Source organism: Geodermatophilus poikilotrophus (assembly GCF_900111455.1).
Lineage (GTDB): Bacteria > Actinomycetota > Actinomycetes > Mycobacteriales > Geodermatophilaceae > Geodermatophilus > Geodermatophilus poikilotrophus.
Genome location: NZ_FOIE01000003.1, coordinates 389,727 through 406,439, shown reverse-complemented (window position 1 = coordinate 406,439; position 16,713 = coordinate 389,727). Strand labels below are relative to the sequence as shown.

18 protein-coding genes are annotated in these 16,713 nt (G+C 75.7%); 5 read left to right on the top strand and 13 right to left on the bottom strand.

What is annotated here, in order from left to right; translation table 11 throughout:
- Positions 1–101: 101 nt before the first annotated feature.
- Positions 102–305: a cold-shock protein gene (locus BMW27_RS09450; RefSeq protein ID WP_012948038.1), complete on the top strand. Its 204-nt coding sequence runs from the start codon at positions 102–104 to the stop codon at positions 303–305.
- A 64-nt stretch (positions 306–369) separates the two neighbouring features.
- Here BMW27_RS09450 and BMW27_RS09445 read toward each other — a convergent pair whose 3' ends face one another.
- Positions 370–822 carry a hypothetical protein gene (locus tag BMW27_RS09445; RefSeq protein WP_091442777.1) on the bottom strand — a complete coding sequence of 151 codons (453 nt, stop codon included), beginning with the start codon at positions 820–822 and terminating at the stop codon, positions 370–372.
- A 126-nt stretch (positions 823–948) separates the two neighbouring features.
- Between BMW27_RS09445 and msrB the strand changes: the two genes are divergently transcribed.
- Complete coding sequence (msrB, locus tag BMW27_RS09440) at positions 949–1,368, top strand: peptide-methionine (R)-S-oxide reductase MsrB (protein WP_091442772.1); 420 nt, start codon at positions 949–951, stop codon at positions 1,366–1,368.
- A 69-nt stretch (positions 1,369–1,437) separates the two neighbouring features.
- On the opposite strand, the gene BMW27_RS09435 is transcribed toward msrB, so the two are convergent.
- The 5 genes from BMW27_RS09435 to hemE form a co-directional block, all read right to left on the bottom strand.
- Entirely contained in the window at positions 1,438–1,926 is a 489-nt protein-coding gene (locus BMW27_RS09435) for an SRPBCC family protein (protein ID WP_091442768.1), read from the bottom strand.
- Positions 1,923–2,639: a hydrogen peroxide-dependent heme synthase gene (hemQ, locus tag BMW27_RS09430; RefSeq protein WP_091442765.1), complete on the bottom strand. Its 717-nt coding sequence runs from the start codon at positions 2,637–2,639 to the stop codon at positions 1,923–1,925. The genes BMW27_RS09435 and hemQ overlap by 4 nt, the downstream gene beginning before the upstream one ends.
- A 71-nt stretch (positions 2,640–2,710) precedes the next feature.
- A complete protein-coding gene (locus tag BMW27_RS23675; protein WP_217638098.1) occupies positions 2,711–2,872 on the bottom strand; it encodes a hypothetical protein in 162 nt (53 codons plus the stop codon).
- Between the two features lie 62 nt (positions 2,873–2,934).
- The gene (gene hemG, locus BMW27_RS09425; RefSeq protein WP_091442762.1) at positions 2,935–4,299 is read right to left on the bottom strand and encodes a protoporphyrinogen oxidase; all 1,365 of its coding nucleotides are present in this window, start codon (positions 4,297–4,299) and stop codon (positions 2,935–2,937) included.
- Positions 4,296–5,363, bottom strand: coding sequence for a uroporphyrinogen decarboxylase (hemE, locus tag BMW27_RS09420; protein ID WP_091442759.1), 1,068 nt, complete (start codon positions 5,361–5,363; stop codon positions 4,296–4,298). The genes hemG and hemE overlap by 4 nt, the downstream gene beginning before the upstream one ends.
- A 91-nt stretch (positions 5,364–5,454) precedes the next feature.
- Here hemE and BMW27_RS09415 point away from each other — a divergent pair, with 91 nt between their 5' ends.
- Both BMW27_RS09415 and BMW27_RS09410 read left to right on the top strand, forming a co-directional pair.
- Positions 5,455–6,084, top strand: a complete 630-nt coding sequence (locus BMW27_RS09415; protein ID WP_091443166.1) for a DUF3000 domain-containing protein — start codon at positions 5,455–5,457, stop codon at positions 6,082–6,084.
- Positions 6,085–6,209: 125 nt separating this feature from the next.
- Positions 6,210–7,466 (top strand): HRDC domain-containing protein, encoded by a 1,257-nt coding sequence (locus tag BMW27_RS09410; RefSeq protein ID WP_091443165.1) that lies wholly within the window; start codon positions 6,210–6,212, stop codon positions 7,464–7,466.
- Positions 7,467–7,849: 383 nt separating this feature from the next.
- Here BMW27_RS09410 and BMW27_RS09400 read toward each other — a convergent pair whose 3' ends face one another.
- The 5 genes from BMW27_RS09400 to BMW27_RS09380 form a co-directional block, all read right to left on the bottom strand.
- Positions 7,850–9,088: a serine hydrolase domain-containing protein gene (locus tag BMW27_RS09400; protein ID WP_091442752.1), complete on the bottom strand. Its 1,239-nt coding sequence runs from the start codon at positions 9,086–9,088 to the stop codon at positions 7,850–7,852.
- Between the two features lie 91 nt (positions 9,089–9,179).
- Complete coding sequence (locus BMW27_RS09395) at positions 9,180–9,458, bottom strand: thiamine-binding protein (RefSeq protein ID WP_091442749.1); 279 nt, start codon at positions 9,456–9,458, stop codon at positions 9,180–9,182.
- On the bottom strand, positions 9,455–11,371 hold the full coding sequence (dxs, locus tag BMW27_RS09390) for a 1-deoxy-D-xylulose-5-phosphate synthase (RefSeq protein WP_091442745.1): 1,917 nt from the start codon (positions 11,369–11,371) through the stop codon (positions 9,455–9,457). Before dxs ends, BMW27_RS09395 begins: the two co-directional genes overlap by 4 nt.
- A 113-nt stretch (positions 11,372–11,484) precedes the next feature.
- Positions 11,485–11,853: a hypothetical protein gene (locus BMW27_RS09385; RefSeq protein ID WP_091442741.1), complete on the bottom strand. Its 369-nt coding sequence runs from the start codon at positions 11,851–11,853 to the stop codon at positions 11,485–11,487.
- Positions 11,854–11,976: 123 nt separating this feature from the next.
- Positions 11,977–12,204 carry a DUF4177 domain-containing protein gene (locus BMW27_RS09380; RefSeq protein ID WP_091442738.1) on the bottom strand — a complete coding sequence of 76 codons (228 nt, stop codon included), beginning with the start codon at positions 12,202–12,204 and terminating at the stop codon, positions 11,977–11,979.
- Positions 12,205–12,411: 207 nt separating this feature from the next.
- Here BMW27_RS09380 and BMW27_RS23340 point away from each other — a divergent pair, with 207 nt between their 5' ends.
- The gene (locus BMW27_RS23340) at positions 12,412–13,134 is read left to right on the top strand and encodes a hypothetical protein (protein WP_091442734.1); all 723 of its coding nucleotides are present in this window, start codon (positions 12,412–12,414) and stop codon (positions 13,132–13,134) included.
- Between the two features lie 9 nt (positions 13,135–13,143).
- Here BMW27_RS23340 and BMW27_RS09370 read toward each other — a convergent pair whose 3' ends face one another.
- A complete protein-coding gene (locus tag BMW27_RS09370) occupies positions 13,144–14,430 on the bottom strand; it encodes a class I SAM-dependent RNA methyltransferase (protein ID WP_091443163.1) in 1,287 nt (428 codons plus the stop codon).
- A gap of 88 nt (positions 14,431–14,518) precedes the next feature.
- A complete protein-coding gene (locus BMW27_RS09365) occupies positions 14,519–16,552 on the bottom strand; it encodes an APC family permease (protein WP_091442730.1) in 2,034 nt (677 codons plus the stop codon).
- Between the last annotated feature and the right edge of the window lie 161 nt (positions 16,553–16,713).

The window sequence follows — 16,713 nt, the reverse complement described above, 5'->3', positions numbered from 1 at the left end:
GGCGTTCCCCCGGACGCCCTCCGGCCGCTATGGTCGTCCCCGTCGGGAAGGCCCTGCGCTATGGCAGGACCCCGATGCACCACCTCAGCTAGGAGCGAGCAATGCCCGAAGGAACTGTCAAGTGGTTCAACGCGGAGAAGGGGTTCGGCTTCGCCACCCCTGACGGTGGCGGACCGGATGTGTTCGTCCACTACTCGGCCATCCAGACCAGCGGGTACCGCTCGCTCGACGAAGGCCAGCGGATCTCGTTCGACATCGAGCAGGGCCAGAAGGGCCCGCAGGCGGCGAACGTCAACCCGCTCTGATCCGACGATCAGCACAGCGCCCCCGTCCGGTTCTCCGGGCGGGGGCGCTGTCGTTGCCGGGGCGTCACCGCGCCCGCGGCACGTACCCCCCGATGAGCGCCGACATCAGCAGCGCGCCGTCGTCCGGCCCCACCGCCACGGCAGCGTCCGCGAGGGCCCGCCACCGGGCCCGCTCGACGTCGGTCGGCGCGTTGCCCGCCCGCGCGGTGAGCTGCTCCACCAGCCGGTCCCACTCCCCCTGCGGCGTGGGCCAGAGCCCGGTCAGCCGCCGGGCCTCCGCGGAGATGCCGGTGAACCGCACGATCTCCCCGGCGTAGTTCGTCAGCGCCTCCACGTAACCCGCGGACACCAGCGCCCGCGCGGCCGCGGTCACCTCCGGCTTGGGCAGCCCGCTCGCCGGCACCACCTGGCCGAGGTAGGGGTTGCCGCCGTACTCCGGACCGTCGACCAGGCGGGCGATCGCCCGCAGCACCGGCAGGTCGCGGGTGAACCAGACGTCGTCGAGGAGCTCGCGCACCGGTCCAGTCTCCGCCGCACGCGACGACGCGCCGGCACCCGGGTCAGGGGTGCCGCCCGGCGCCCGGCTGCGACGGAGCGGCGAGCTCCCGACCGGGGAACGCACGCGGCTCGTACCGTTGAGCGCATGACGACCGCGCAGAACCAGCCGAAGGTCACGAAGAGCGACGAGGAGTGGCGGGCGCAGCTGTCGCCGGAGGAGTACGCCGTCCTCCGCCAGGCCGGCACGGAGCGGCCCTGGACCGGTGAGTACGTCGACACCAGGACGCAGGGGGTCTACACCTGCCGTGCCTGCGGAGCGGAGCTGTTCCGGTCGGAGACGAAGTTCGACTCGCACTGCGGGTGGCCGTCGTTCTACGAGCCGACGTCCGCCGACAACGTCGTCCTCCGCGAGGACCGAAGCCACGGGATGGTCCGCACCGAGGTGCTGTGCGGCACCTGCCACAGCCACCTCGGGCACCTCTTCGACGACGCCCCGCAGACCCCGACCGGCGACCGCTACTGCATCAACTCGGTGTCGATCCGCCTCGAGTCCGCGGAGGGCTGACCGCCCTCGGCGAGTGGCGAGCCGTGGTCGTCCCGCAGGTCCGGAGGGGACCACGACGCGCTCCTCGGCTCAGGGCCGGGTCGCCGCGGCGAGCACCCGGGCCAGCCGCTGCCAGCGGTGCTGCCGCCAGCGGAAGAAGCCGCTCGCGAGGACGCGCACGGGACCGGTGAGCGGTCCGGCGCCGATCTCGACCTCGTCGGTGTACCGGCAGCGCCCGGGTCCGGCCGGCTCGACGGTGATGCGGTGGCGCCACACCGACACCGGCCCGCCGCGCTCCTCCGTCCGCACGGTCATCGCCGCGTCGTCGAGGGCCTCGATCACCACGGTGTGCCGCGACACGGGCAGGAGCCCGAACAGCAGCAACCACGTGGTGACCGGCTCCCCCGGTTGCCAGGATCGGTCCCGGCGCTCGAGCGCCGGCATCCGGAGCACCGGGGCGGCGACGTGGACCAGGGTGGCCGGCGCCCGCAGCGCCCGCCAGACGACGTCCGCCGGCGCGTCCAGCAGGCAGGCGCGCCGGACGGTGCGCAGTCGCTCCCCCGGCGCGCGCCGGCTCACGGCAGGTCGGCGACGAGCTCCGCGACCGGCTTGCGGACGCCGGTGTAGAACGGCACCTCCTCGCGGACGTGCCGCCGGGCGCGGCTGGCCCGCAGGTCGCGCATCAGGTCCACGATGCGGTGCAGCTCGTCGGCCTCGAAGGCGAGCATCCACTCGTAGTCGCCGAGCGCGAAGGCCGCGACGGTGTTCGCGCGCACGTCCGGGTACGGCCGGGCCTGCATGCCGTGCTCCTTGAGCATGTCCCGCCGCTCCTCGTCGGGCAGCAGGTACCACTCGTAGGACCGCACGAACGGGTACACGCAGACGTAGCGGCGCGGCTCCTCGTCGGCCAGGAACGCCGGGATGTGGCTGCGGTTGAACTCCGCCGGCCGGTGCAGCGCCAGCTGCGACCACACCGGCTCCAGGTGCCGGCCCAGCGCGGTGCGGCGCAGCCGGGTGTAGGCCTCCTGCAGCGCCTCGGGCGTCTCGGCGTGCCACCAGACCATCAGGTCGGCGTCGGCGCGGAACCCGGCGATGTCGTAGGTCCCGCGGACGACGACGTCCTTGCCGGCGAGCTCGTCGAGCAGACCCTGCACCTCGTCGGCGACGGCGGTGCGCTGCTCCTCGCCCAGCGGGCGGGCCAGCCGGAACACCGACCACATCGTGTAGCGGATGGTGGCGTTCAACTCGTTCGCCCGCTTGCCGATGCTGCGCTGGTCGGTCTGCTCGCTCATGCCCCCATCATCCCCCGCGGCCGACACGGCACCGCCGCCCGCCCCGGTGGGGACGAGCGGCGGCGAGGGCGTCAGGCGCGGGTGTCGGTCCGCTGCTGACCGGCGCCCCGCCGGCTCGTCGTGAGCTCGGCGTGGGCGTCGCGGCAGTCGCTGCACGCGGCCATCCAGACGTGGTGGCTCAGGCAGCGGGCGGGTCGCAGGACGGGTCGGGCGGGGTGGTGCACGGTGCTCACTGCGGAACCAACGCCCCCGGGCCCGCTCCCATGCCCGGGCCCACCGTGGCGCCGGCCACGGCTCAGAGCAGCGCGTCGACCGCGTGGTGGGCGTCGCGGATGCACGCGGGGACGCCGACGCCCCGGAACGCCGCACCCGCGATCGCCAGCCCCGGAACCGCGCTGACGGCGGCGCGGACGGCGTCGACCCGTCCCTGGTGGCCGACCAGGTACTGCGGCAGTCCGCCGCCCCAGCGGACGACGCGGGTGGCGACCGGCTCGGGGCGCGACAGCTGCAGCAGGTCGGCGACGTCGGCGACCACGGCCGCGGCGAGGTCGTCGTCGTCGCGCTGGAGCTCCCGCTCGTCGCGGAACCGGCCCACCGACGAGCGCACCAGCAGGTGCTCCCCGTCCAGGTGCCGCCACTTCCGCGAGGAGACGGTCACGCCCTTGACCAGCCGGCCGGACACCGGTGGCACCAGCAGCCCGGACCCGGCGGCGACGTCCTGCGCCGGGAAGGCCATCGCGACCACCGCCACGGACGCGTACGGGATGCCCTGCAGCGGCTCGACCGCCCCGGGCGCGACCCCGGCCAGCAGCCGGGCGGCCTTGGGCGCCGGCGCGGTCACCAGGACGGCGTCCGCGGTCAGCCGCTCGGGCGCGTTCGCCCGGCCGACCGAGAGCTCGAAGCCGGTCGCCGTCCGGGTCAGGCCGTGTGCCGGGGTGCGCAGCCGGACGTCGGCCCCCGAGGCGGCCACCAGAGCGGCGGGCAGCGAGCCGATGCCGTCGGCGACGGTCGCGAACACCGGCGCGCCGGCGTCGAAGCGGCTGCCCGCCCCGGCGTCGCGGGCGGCGGCCGCCGCACCCAGCACGGACCCTGCGGCGGGCAGGTGCGCGGCCAGCTGCGGCATCGTCGCGGTCAGCGACAGCTCGTCGGCCCGCCCCGCGTAGACGCCGCCGAGCAGCGGCTCGACCAGCCGGTCGACGACCTCGTCGCCCAGCCGCGCGCGCAGCAGGGCGCCCACCGCCACGTCGCCCTCCAGGGCCAGCGGTGGGAGGTCGGCCTCTGCGGCCACCCGCGCCACGCCGTCCGGGGTCAGCACGCCGTCGAGCCCCTCGGCCGACGCCGGGACGCCGAGCACCGTGCCGGCCGGCAGCGGGAAGCGGCCGTCGGGCAGCACCACCGACGCCTGCGTGGTGGCCGGCGCGACCAGCCGGTCGCCCAGCCCGAGCCGCTCGACCAGTTGCACCGCCTCGGGCACCCGGGCCAGCACCGCGTCGGGGCCGGTGTCGTACCAGTGCCCGGCGAGCTCGACGCGGTCGAGCTTGCCGCCGATGCGGTCGCCCGCCTCCAGGACGACGACCTCGTCGTCCGGGCGCCGCCGGTGCCACTCGAACGCCGCGGCCAGCCCGGTGATCCCGGCGCCGACGACGACCAGCCGGCTCATCGGCTCGTCAGCTCGTGCACCAGGTCGACGACGGAGGTCAGCACGCCGGGATCGGTGTCGGGGAGCACGCCGTGGCCGAGGTTGAACACGTGCCCGCGCGCGGCCCGGCCCTGCGCCACCACCCGGCGCACCTCGCGGTCGACGGTGGCGGGGTCGGCCAGCAGGACGGCGGGGTCGAGGTTGCCCTGCAGCGAGCGCTGCGGGCCCACCCGGCGGGCGGCCTCGTCGAGGGGCACCCGCCAGTCGACGCCCACGACGTCGGCTCCGGCGTCCCCGATCAACGGCAGCAGCTCCCCGGTGCCGACGCCGAAGTGGATCTTCGGTACGTCGCGGTCGCCCAGGGCGTCGAGGACCGCGCGGGAGTGCGGCAGCACCCGCTCGGCGTAGTCGGCCGCCGAGAGGACCCCGGCCCAGGAGTCGAACAGCTGCACCGCCGAGGCGCCGGCGTCGACCTGGGTGGTGAGGAACGTGGCCGCCGAGACCGCGAGCCGGTCCAGCAGCCGCCCCCAGGCCTCCGGCTCGGCGTACATGAAGGCCTTGGTGCGGGCGTGCTCCTTGGAGGGCCCGCCCTCGATCAGGTAGGTGGCGAGGGTGAACGGCGCGCCGGCGAAGCCGATCAGCGGGGTGGCCCCGAGCTCGGCGACCAGCCGGCGCACGGCCGTGGCGAGGAAGGCCAGCCGGTCGGGCTCCAGCGGCGGCAGCGCGTCGACGTCGGCGACGCTGCGCACGGGCGAGGTGATGACCGGCCCGACCCCCGGCTTGATGTCGATGTCGACGCCGGCCACCACCAGCGGCAGCACGATGTCGGAGAAGAGGATCGCGGCGTCCACCCCGTGCCGGCGCACCGGCTGCAGGGTGATCTCGGTGACCAGGTCGGGGTCCTGGCAGGCGTCGAGCATCCGGGTGCCCGCGCGCAGCGCCCGGTACTCCGGCAGCGAGCGGCCGGCCTGGCGCATGAACCACACCGGGGTGCGCCGCACCGGCAGGCCGCGAGCGGCCCGGACCAGGTCCGAGTCGGCGGGAGAGGGCGCGGGCGTCGGCGCGGCATCGGCAACAGCGGTCACGACGTCCCATCCTCCCAGAAACGGCATGGCCTCCCGGAACCCGTGCGGCGCGTCGGCGGCACGGGGCGGTCGGGCGACCTACCCTGCGAACGTGGAGCCTTCCAGCCTGGCCGGGACCGGCCACGGCGCGGACCGACCCGGCGGCGACCCGCCGGAGGAGTTCCGCGCTGCCCTGGAGGCGCTGGCCGGGGTGACCGCCCGGCCCGAGATCGCCCTGGAGGCCATCCCCGCCCCGCAGCGGCTGGCCCCCCACGCGTACGCGGTCGGTGCGCTGGTCACCGAGCCGGACGGCGACGAGGACGTCGAGGTCGCCAACGGGCGGTTCATCGTGCTGCACGACCCGGCCGGGCACGAGTCCTGGGCCGGCACCACCCGCTGCGTCGGCTACCTGTCGGCCACCACCGACGAGCACATGGTCGACGACGCGATGTTCTCCGAGGTCGCCTGGAGCTGGCTGACCGACGCCCTCGAGGAGTGCGGCGCCGCGTCGCACGCCCTCGGCGGCACCGTCACCCGCACCGCCTCGACCCGGTTCGGCGATCTCGCCGGCCCCGAGCACTCGGTCGACGTCGAGATCCGCGCCTCCTGGACGGCCGAGGACAGCCACCTCGACCGGCACCTGAACGCGTGGCTGGACGTGCTGGGCAGCGCGGCCGGGCTGCCGCCGCCCGGCGTCCGGCTGCTGGGTCCCTCCGGGCCGCAGGAGGACGGCACTCTCTAACATCGGAGACCCGGGGGTGCCTGTCGCCCCCGCGCCGGCGCCCCGTCCCCGGGGCCTGCTGCGGCCCCTGCCGTAGAACCGCGCGCTGTACACGCTGTCGAGACGGGCGAGAAGGTGGACCAGCCCTGAGCACCGAGCCCATCCCCGCCCAGCCCCTCCCCGAGCCGGACGACGAGCCGACCGCTCCCCCGGCGGTTCCGCTGCTCGCCCCGCGCGACGGGCTGCCCCCGGTCATCGAGACCTCGACGGCCCTGGTCGAGTACGCCGAGGCGCTGGCGGCCGGCAGCGGCCCGGTCGCCGTCGACGCCGAACGCGCCTCCGGCTACCGCTACGGCCAGCGGGCCTACCTCGTGCAGCTGCGCCGCGCCGGCACGGGCACCGGGCTCATCGACCCGATCCCGCTGCCGGACCTGTCGGTCGTGCGGTCGGCGGTCGTCGACGCCGAGTGGGTGCTGCACGCGGCCAGCCAGGACCTGCCGTCGCTGGCCGAGGTCGGGCTGGTGCCGGCGAGGCTGTTCGACACCGAGCTCGCCGCCCGGCTGGCGGGTCTGCCGCGGGTGGGCCTGGGCGCCGTCGTCGAGTCGCTGCTGGGCTACCGCCTGGAGAAGGGGCACTCGGCCGCCGACTGGAGCACCCGGCCGCTGCCCGAGGAGTGGCTGGTCTACGCCGCACTGGACGTCGAGGTGCTCGTCGACCTGCGCGACGCGCTGGCCGCCATCCTCGAGGAGCAGGGCAAGACCGAGTGGGCGCGGCAGGAGTTCGCCGCGATCCTGGCCGCCGGGCCGCCGGCGCCCAAGGCCGACCCCTGGCGGCGGACGTCGGGCGTGCACGGGCTGCGCAACCGCCGGCAGCTCGGCATGCTCCGCGCGCTGTGGCAGGCCCGCGACGAGCTGGCCCGCCGCCGCGACGTCGCCCCCGGGCGGGTGCTGCCCGACGCGGCGATGGTCTCCGCGGTGCAGGCCGACCCGCGCACCGAGGCCGCGCTGCTGGAGCTGCCGGTCTTCCGGGGTCGGGCCAACCGCAAGCTGGTCGGCACCTGGTTCGGGGCGCTGACCCGCGGCCGGGAGCTGCCGGAGTCCGAGCTGCCCCTGCACAGCCGGCCCGGTGACGGCCCGCCGCCGGTGAACCGCTGGGCCGACCGCGACCCGGCCGCCGCCACCCGGCTGCAGGCCGCCCGCGCCGGGCTGGCCGAGCTGGCCGCGACGCACGCCCTGCCGGTCGAGAACCTGGTCTCCCCCGACCTGGTGCGCCGACTGATGTGGACCCCGCCCGAGCCGCGGGACGCCGACACGGTCGCCGCGACGCTGCGGGCCGGTGGCGCCCGGGAGTGGCAGGTCGAGCTCACCCGCGACCTGCTCACGGACGCGCTCGACCGCGCCTGAGGACGGGCGAGACCGCCGATCCCGCACGGCTGGGGGTCATCACCGCGCCGGTGACGGTCACCCGTTCCGCCGCCGCCGGTCGGGAGCTGCCTCCGGAGGGTGACGTGCCGCGCTTGGTGGACGGGCTCCCGACCGGTACAGCGAGCCGGGCGTCGTCGACCCCGACCTCGCCGGCATCGACACCGGGGACGCGCCGCTGACAGAACAGCAGGTGCGGGAGTCCGTCGAGGCGCTGGCGCACCTTGCCCCCCGCCACCCGCGAGCTCGCGGCGGGACCCTGCCAGGGGGCTGTGAGAGCCCGGGGCGGGACCCCGCAGGGGGCCAGCGGTGCCCGGGACGGGGCGGACGTACCGTGCAGCGGGGCGGGCGTGGCGGCCGCCGGTTCAGCCGGCGGCCGCCACGCGGTCGGCGACGTCCCTCAGCAGTTCGGGCCAGTACTCGCCGCCGTCGTCGCGACCCAGCCTGACGACGACGACGTCCGTGGCCGGGTCGACGTACACGTGCTGCCCGAGGTTGCCCCGGGCGGAGAACCGACCCGGGCGCTCGGTGTCCACCCACCACCAGTACTGGTAGTGGTCGGCGGGGTCGCGCGAGGTGTCGCGGGCGGTCGCCTCACGCACCCACCCGGCACTGACGACCTGCCGATCGCCGACCCGGCCCTCGTGCGCGACGAGGTAGCCGAACCGCGCGTAGTCACGGGCGACCGCGTTGACCCCGCTCTCGAGCTTCTCGAAGCCGCTGTCCTCGCTGTCGAGGCTCCACGAGGCGTCCGCCTCCGCGCCCATGGGGCCCCAGAGGTGACGCGCCGTGTACGCCGAGACGCTCGTGCCGGTGGCCCGCTCCAGCACCAGACCCATCAGCAGCGGGTTGAAGTTGTTGTAGTGCCAGGTGCGCCCGGGCTCCTCCTCGACCTCCGCGCTGAGCGCCTCCGCCCGCAGGTCGGGGGCGTAGTAGGTGGTGGCGTCGTGGCTCCACGGCAGCCCCTGCTCCTCGTAGGCCAGGCCGGACGACATCGTGACGAGGTGGCGGAGCGTGACCCTCGCGAAGCGCTCGTCGCGGTCGAGCAGCTCGGGCACGTGGTCGGTGACCGGGTCGTCGAGGCTCCCGAGCTCGCCGCGGTCGATCGCGATGCCGACCAGGGTGGACAGGACGGACTTGGCCACCGAGAACGAGGTGTGCGGCTCGTCGGCCGCACCGCCGTTGCCGTACCACTCGTGCACGACCTCGTCGTCGCGGAGCACGACGAGCGCCTCGGTCGCGCTGCCCTCGACGAGCGGCCCGAGGGGCCGCTCGTCGCCCTCCCGGTCGGTCACCTCGTCCAGCGTGCCGGCCGGGAGCCGGCCCTCGGCCAACGCCAGGACCGTCGGCCCCGCCTCGATCCGGCGCGCGGGGAAGCGGGAGATGTCGTCGACGTCGGCCTCCCGCCAGACGATGGCCCGCGCCGCCGCGGAGCTGTCGAGGGCGGCCAGGGCCCACAGCTGCAGTCCACCGAGCAGGACGACCAGCACGGTGACGAGGGCGACGGCGGCCCTGAGGAGGCGTCGCCGGCGCCGGAGGAGGCGCACCGCCAGCCACCCTGCCGCGACCGCGGCGACCGGCACCAGCAGGAGGACGGCGGTCATCGACCTCGCCGGGAGGTCGCCGGGCGCTCGGCCGTGCGCGGGTCCACGGGGGAACGCTGGTTGCCCGGCCCGCGCCCGGGGGACGCCGCCCTCAGCGGAACTTGGAGGTCAGGCTGTCCATCGTCCGCGCCACCGAGGCGATCTTGACGTGCGAGATCCCGCTGGTGGCACCGGCCGCCAGCACCGCCTCGTGCGCGGCCCGCAGCGTCGCCCAGACCGCGTCGTCATCGCCCTCGAGGGTCGTGCCGAGGGCACTCACCTCGTAGCGGAGCCCGGAGTCCCGGATCACCGCGATGGCGGCCTCGACGTACGCGTGCGGGTCGTCGGGCGTCCCGGGCGGCGAGGGCGCGACCTGGATCTCCGCTATCACGGCCGCTCCTCGACCGCCTCGGCGACGCTGCCCTCGGCGCGCTCGGCGAGCACCGCCGTCCACTCGGCGATCCGGCGGGCGACGTCCTGCTCGGTCAGGCCGGCGTCGGCGAGCACCTGGCCGACGCTGCCGTGCTCGAGGAACGCCTGCGGCAGGCCGAGGGCCCGCACCGGGACGTCGATGCCGCGGTCCTGCAGCGCCTGGGTCAGCGTGGTACCGACGCCACCGGCCCGCCCGCCGTCCTCGACGGTGACGACCAGCCGGAAGCCGTCGGCCAGCGCCACGAGCTCGTCGGAGACCGGCAGCACCCAGCGCGGGTCGACGACGGTCACCTCGATGCCGTGGTCGGCGGCGCGCTCGGCGGCGGCCAGGCACATCGGCACCATCGAGCCGACGGCGACCAGCAGCACCTCCGGCCGCTCCCCGCGGCGCAGCACGTCCACCGGTCCGCGCCGCTCCAGCGAGGGGACGTCGACCGGCGGGGTGCCCTTGGGGAACCGGACGACGCTGGGCCCGTCGGTCACCTCGACCGCCTCGCGCAGCGCCTCCCGCAGCGTCGCCTCGTCCCGCGGCGCGGCCAGCCGCAGCCCGGGGACCACGGAGAGGATCGACATGTCCCACATGCCGTTGTGCGAGGCGCCGTCGCTGCCGGTCACCCCGGCCCGGTCCAGGACGACGGTGACCGGCTGGCGGTGCAGCGCGACGTCCATGAGCAGCTGGTCGAAGGCCCGGTTGAGGAAGGTCGAGTAGACCGCGACCACGGGGTGCAGCCCGCCCATCGCCAGGCCGGCGGCGGAGGTGAGCGCGTGCTGCTCGGCGATGCCGACGTCGTAGGTGCGCTCCGGGAAGCGCTCGGCGAAGGCGGCCAGGCCGGTCGGGTGCAGCATCGCCGCGGTGATCGCGACGACGTCGGAGCGCTCGGCGCCGATGCGCACCAGCTCGTCGGAGAAGGCCGTCGTCCAGTCGCGGCCGGCGACGGCGGCGCTGGCCCCGCTGTCGGGGTCGAAGACCCCGGTGGCGTGCCAGGCGTCGATCTGGTCGGTCTCGGCCGGCGGGTAGCCGAAGCCCTTGGTGGTGACCGCGTGCACGATGACCGGCCCGCCGAAGGACCGGGCACGGCGCAGCGCGGACTCCATCGCCCGGATGTCGTGGCCGTCGACCGGGCCGACGTACTTCAGGCCGAGGTCCTCGAACATGCCCTGCGGCGAGAGGACGTCCTTGAGGCCCTTCTTGATCGCGTGCAGCGCGTCGTAGAGCGCCGAGCCGACTACCGGGGCCCGGTGCAGCGACTGGCGCACCTGCAGCAGCGCCTGCTCGTAGCCCGGGCGCAGCCGCAGCGTGGCCAGCGCATCGGCGACCCCGCCGATCGTGGGCGAGTAGGAGCGGCCGTTGTCGTTGACCACGATGACCACCGGGCGGTCCTGGGCGCCGGCGATGTTGTTCAACGCCTCCCAGGCCATGCCGCCGGTGAGCGCGCCGTCGCCGATGACGGCGACCACCGGGCGCGACTCGCCCCGGACGGCGAAGGCCTTGGCCAGCCCGTCGGCGTAGGACAGCGAGGTGGAGGCGTGGCTGTTCTCCACCCAGTCGTGCTCGCTCTCGGCCCGGCTCGGGTAGCCGGAGAGGCCGTCGCGCTGGCGCAGTCGCGTGAAGTCCTCCACCCGGCCGGTGAGCATCTTGTGCACGTAGCTCTGGTGGCCGGTGTCGAAGACGACCGGTTCGCGCGGGGAGTCGAACACCCGGTGCAGGGCGATGGTCAGCTCGACCGCACCGAGGTTGGGCCCGAGGTGCCCGCCGGTCCTGGCGACGCTGGTGACCAGCGCGTCCCGGATCTCGGCGGCCAGCGCCGGCAGCTGTTCGGCCGGGAGCGCCTTCAGGTCGTCAGGGGTGCGGAGCGATCGCAGGAGCGACACGAGGGGGTGCGTCCTCTCCATCGGCGGCAGGAGCGGCGTCGCAACGGCCGCCGACCCACTGTATCCGCGCTTTCCTCCCCCTTCCGGTCGAGCACCGGGGCTGGATGCAGGGCTCACAACCGCGGCACCCACCGCTCGCCCCGCAGCGCACCGGCCACCGCCTCGACCCCGCGGGCGGCGAACGCCAGCCGGGCGCCCTCCCGCTCGTAGGCGGCGATCGCCGCCTCCATCGCGTCGGCCGGCAGCTCGTCGGCGAGCTCCACCCGCACCGTGCGCCACCCCGCCCGCGCCGCCTCCAGCCCGGCGGCGACGTGGTCACGGGCGAAGCGGGCCAGCAGCACCGGGTAGCGGCGCAGCACCTCGTGCGCCCGGTAGTCAGGCGGCACCAGGTCGAACAGCCAGGCCACGGCCGTGTGCTCCCAGTCGGGGGCACCGGGCGGCCGTACGGCGGCGGGCCAGCCCGGCGGCAGCGAAGCGTCCACCGCACCAGTCTGCCGCACCGGTCGAACACGTGTTCGACGTGCCACGCGGCCACGGTGGTGGCGACCCTCGTGCAGGGGCCCGCCGCGAGCTCGCGAGCGGCGGGGGCAGGAGGGGTCCTGTCTTCAGGAGGTGGGGCGCTTGAGCCAGAACTGCTCGAAACCCCAGGTGCCCGCGCCGCTGGAGTGGTAGCTCACCAGCTCCCAGCCCTCGCTGCCGAGCCGGTTGAGCACCGAGCTGGTGTCACCGGCCTGGCGCTCGAGCTGCCCGCCGGGGAGCTTGACGCTCACCCCTGCCCGGTGCGACTCCGCGTCGTTGGCCGTGATGACCGAGGCGTACTCCCAGGTGGTCACGGAGGGAGACGGTAGCCGGTCGCGCGATTCACACCGGGACCGGTCGATCCGTTCCGTCCGGACCCTTCCGTCACGGCACCACCCGGGTTACCGTCACCATGCGCTCCCGACCGAGTGCGCTGAGTGTGCACACCGGGTCGGGACTCCCCGGGCCGCCGTGCCCGACACCTGCCACCAGCCGCACCACCCGCCGAGGGGACCGCCCGCATGTTCCGCCCGTCGAGAAGCCGCACCGAGGGCTCGCGCCCGCCCCGGGTCGCGACCACCGCCCTGGGGATGCTGTCCTTCATCGGCATGGCCGCCGGGCTGGGCGCCGTCGCGGCCGACCGGGGCGGGGTCCCCGGGCCCGGCACCACGGCCGTGCACAGCGCGGTCGACGCGTCGGCCACCGGCGTCGGGGACGCCGTCCGTGCCGGGGAGATCGGGGACGCGGCGCGCGCCGGCGAGGTGGGGGCAGCCGCCCGTGCCGCGGTGCCCGGGGAGCCGGTCCCCGCGCATGCTGTCTCCCCCGCCGCACCGCCCGCCGGCGCCGTCTCGCCGGAAGCGGGGGTCGCGGCTCGCGGTGCCGCCGCGGACGCGCCGGCTCCGGCACCCGCGCCGGCCCCCGTCCCCGCGCCGGCCGCGTCGCCGGCGACCGGCACGGTGACCGCCCGGTCGTCCTCGGCCGCTGCGCCGGCCCCCGCTGCGCCGGCCCCTGCTGCGTCGCCGTCCGCCACCGCGCCGGCTCCGGCCGCGTCGTCCTCCGCCGTGGCGCGGCAGGTCCCCGTGCCGTCCGTGCCGGCGCCGGCCGCCGTGCCCGTCGTCCCCCAGGCCGTGCCCGCGAGCCCTCCGGCGGAGCCGACCACCGCCGTGGCGGGGACGGACGAGCCCGTCCCCGCCGCGGGTGAGGGGAAGAAGGAGCGCAAGCCGAAGAAGCGCGACCGGGACTGACCCCGGCGGTCAGGCGGGTTCGAGCAGCGCGACGCACTCCACGTGCGCGGTCATCGGGAAGGCGTCGAAGCCGCGCAGCCCGGACAGCCGGTAGCCGCCCTCGGCGAAGGCGGCGACGTCGCGCGCCAGTGACGCCGGGTCGCAGGCGACGTAGACGACCGCGCGCGGCCCGGCCGCGGCGAGCACCCGGCTCACCGCGGCCCCGGCACCGGCCCGGGGCGGGTCGAGGACGACGACGTCCGGCACCCCGTCCAGCTCGGCGAGCAGACCGGTGAGCCCCTCGGCGTCCACCTCGCCCTGCCAGACCTCCGCCTGCGGCAGTGCTGCGAGGTTGGCCTCGGCGGCGGCACAGGCGGCCTCGTCGGCCTCCACGCAGACCACCCGGCCCGCGGACCCCACGGCGGGGGCGAGCGCGCCGCCGAACAGCCCGGCCCCGGCGTAGAGGTCGAGCACCGTCTCCCCCGCCCGGACGGCGGCGTACCCGGCCACGGTCCCGGTGAGCGCGTCGGCCGCGGCGGGGTGCACCTGCCAGAAGCCGGTGCCCTCGACCTCCCAGTCGCGCCCGGCGGCCCAGCGCGCGGCCCGGCCGGCCGGCTCGGCCGGGACGTCCTCACCCGCGCGCAGGACGCGCGTCGACTGCGGCCGGCCGCGGCGGTCCAGCCGGGTGGTGGTCACCGTGCCGGCGGAGTCGACGGCGACGTCCACCGCGCCGGCGCCGGACCAGCGGCGGTCGAGGACGGCGCGCGCGGCCGGCTCCGCGGTGATCGGGCAGTCGTCGAGCAGTACCAGGTCGTGCGAGCGGTGCCGGCGCAGCCCCGGGGCCCCGGCGCGGTCGACGGCGAAGCGCGCGCGGGTGCGCCAGCGCAGCGGCCCGCCGGGCAGCGCCTCGACGGTCAGGCCCCGCACGACCGGGTCCTCGGCGGGCAGCCCGGCCAGGCGGGTCAGCTGCTCGCGGACCACCTCGGCCTTGAGCCGCAGCTGCCCCTCGTGCGCGACGTGCTGCCAGTCGCAACCGCCGCAGCGCCCCGGGCCGCTGTACGGACAGGGCCGCGGCACCCGGTCGGCGGCGGCCTCGAGCACCTCGACGGCGTCCGCGCGGCAGAAGCCTGGCTGGCGGTCCTCGGTGACCCGGACGACGACCCGCTCGCCGGGCAGCGCGTGCCGCACGAACACGACCCGGCCCTCGCGCCGGGCCACGCAGTGCCCGCCGTGGGCCACCGGTCCCACGGTGACCTCGAACTCCCGGCCGGCCCAGCCGCCGCCACGGTCCGGCCGAGCCCCTCGGCCTCGCCGCAGGGGTCCGCCGCGGCCCCGTCCCGGGTTCCGCCCGGAGCTCGCGGAGGGTGGGGAGGACGGGGTCCCACGGTGCGGGGCAGCGGGGTCCTCATCCATAGGGGCTCGCCTCCGAGGGGTCGGTGATCCCGCGCCGCAGGTCCCCCGGCGCCGGTCCGGCACCGCGGCCGTCGTCGTCCCGGCCCACGGAGCTCTCCAGCTGCCACGGGACCGTGGTGATCATGACGCCGGGCTGGAACTGCAGCCTGGCGCGCAGCCGCAGCGCGCTCTGGTTGTGCAGCACGTTCTCCCACCAGTGGCCCACCACGTACTGCGGCACGAACACCACGACCAGCTCCCGCGGGCTGGTCCGGCGAATGCCCTTGACGAAGTCGACGACCGGCCGGGTGATCTCGCGGTAGGGGGACTCCAGCACGGTCAACGGCACGGGGATGTCGTAGCGCTCCCACTGGGCCTGCAGCGCCCGCGTCTCGGCGTCGTCGACGTTGACCGTCAGCGCGGTGAGGTGGTCCGGCCGGGTGGCCCGGGCGAAGGCCAGCGCCCGCAGCGTCGGCTTGTGCACCTTGGACACCAGCACGACCGCGTGCACCTTGCTCGGCAGCACCCGCGAGTCGGTGTCGGGGACCAGCTGCTCGGCGACGTGCGAGTAGTGCCGGTTGATCGCCCGCATGAGCAGGAAGAGCACGGGCATCACCAGCAGGACCAGCCAGGCGCCGCGGGTGAACTTCGTGACGATGATGATCAGCAGCACGACGGTGGTCAGGGTGCCGCCGATGGCGTTGATCGTCTGCGAACGCCGGATGCGGGACCGGGCCTGCGGGTCGGTCTCCGAGCGCAGCTCCCGGTTCCAGTGCCGGACCATGCCCCACTGACCGATGGAGAAGCTGGTGAAGACGCCGACGATGTACATCTGGATGAGCCGGTTGACGTCGGCGCCGAAGGCGGCGATGAGCAGCGCGGCGAACCCGGCGAGCAGCAGGATGCCGTTGCTGTAGACCAGCTTGTCGCCGCGGGTGTGCAGCTGCCGGGGCAGGAAGCGGTCCTGGGCGAGCACCGAGCCCAGCAGCGGGAAGCCGTTGAACGCGGTGTTGGCGGCCAGGATGAGGACCAGCGCGGTCGCCGCCTGGATGTAGAAGAAGCCCGGCGAGGTCGGCCCGCCGAACACCGCTGCGGCGACCTGCGCGATGACCGTCCGCTGCGGCTCGGTCTCGCAGTCGGTGAAGCCCACCAGGTCGCAGGGGTGCTCCGCGTACTTCACGTCGGCGGCGAGGGCCAGCGCGGTGACGCCGGAGAACATGGTCGCGGCGATGCCACCCATGAGCGCCAGCGTCGTGGCGGCGTTGCGGCTCTTCGGCGGCTTGAACGCGGGCACGCCGTTGGCGATCGCCTCCACGCCGGTGAGGGCGGTGCACCCGGAGGCGAAGGCGCGCAGCACGAAGAAGACCAGCGCGAGACCGGTCACCTGCTCGAAGCCGGGCTCCGGGGTGATCGAGTAGCCGGCGCTCTCGGCGTCGAGGCCGGCGCCGAAGAAGTGCCGGATGAGCCCGGTGACGACCATCACCAGGATGCCCGAGATGAACAGGTAGGTCGGGACGGCGAACGTCCGTCCCGACTCGCGCAGCCCGCGCAGGTTCGCCGCGGCCAGCAGCGCCACCAGCCCCACGGCGATCGCCACCCGGTGCTCGTCCAGGTCCGGGAACGCCGAGATGATGTTGTCGGTGCCGGCCGCGACCGACACCGCCACGGTGAGCACGTAGTCCACGAGCAGAGCGCTGGCCACGGTCAGCCCGGCGAACTGCCCGTGGTTCTTCATCGCGACCTCGTAGTCGCCGCCGCCGGAGGGGTAGGCCCGCACCACCTGCCGGTAGGAGAGGACGACCGTCACCAGCAGCAGCACGACGGCGATCGCCAGCCAGGGCGCCAGGTAGAGGAACGCGGTCCCGGCCAGCGTCAGGACGATGAGGATCTCCTGCGTGGCGTACGCCACGGAGGACAGCGGGTCGCTCGCGAAGATGGGCAGCGCCAGGCGCTTGGGCAGCAGGGACTCCCCCAGCCGGTCGCTGCGCACGGGGCGACCGAGGACCAGGCGTTTCGGGAGTTGTCCGAGATCGGACAGGGTCGGCACGGCGGCGATGGTACGGACGCGCAGCGCCCTCGCGCCCCCGCCGGGAGAGTGAGTTGCCGCGCTGCGGACCGCGGTCCGGTGGGTGCCCGGGTGTAGCTTCGCGGCCGGACACGCGCGGGCGGCACGACGCCGGCGCACCGCACCAGTGAGCTTGGGAGAAC

Bases quoted from the DNA above. Each gene is read 5' to 3' on its own strand.
- hemQ (WP_091442765.1), bottom strand. From the start codon at position 2,639: ATGAGCGAGCAGACCGACCAGCGCAGCATCGGCAAGCGGGCGAACGAG.
- BMW27_RS23340 (WP_091442734.1), top strand. From the start codon at position 12,412: ATGTTCCGCCCGTCGAGAAGCCGCACCGAGGGCTCGCGCCCGCCCCGG.
- msrB (WP_091442772.1), top strand. From the start codon at position 949: ATGACGACCGCGCAGAACCAGCCGAAGGTCACGAAGAGCGACGAGGAG.
- BMW27_RS09450 (WP_012948038.1), top strand. From the start codon at position 102: ATGCCCGAAGGAACTGTCAAGTGGTTCAACGCGGAGAAGGGGTTCGGC.
- hemG (WP_091442762.1), bottom strand. From the start codon at position 4,299: ATGAGCCGGCTGGTCGTCGTCGGCGCCGGGATCACCGGGCTGGCCGCG.
- BMW27_RS09400 (WP_091442752.1), bottom strand. From the start codon at position 9,088: ATGACCGCCGTCCTCCTGCTGGTGCCGGTCGCCGCGGTCGCGGCAGGG.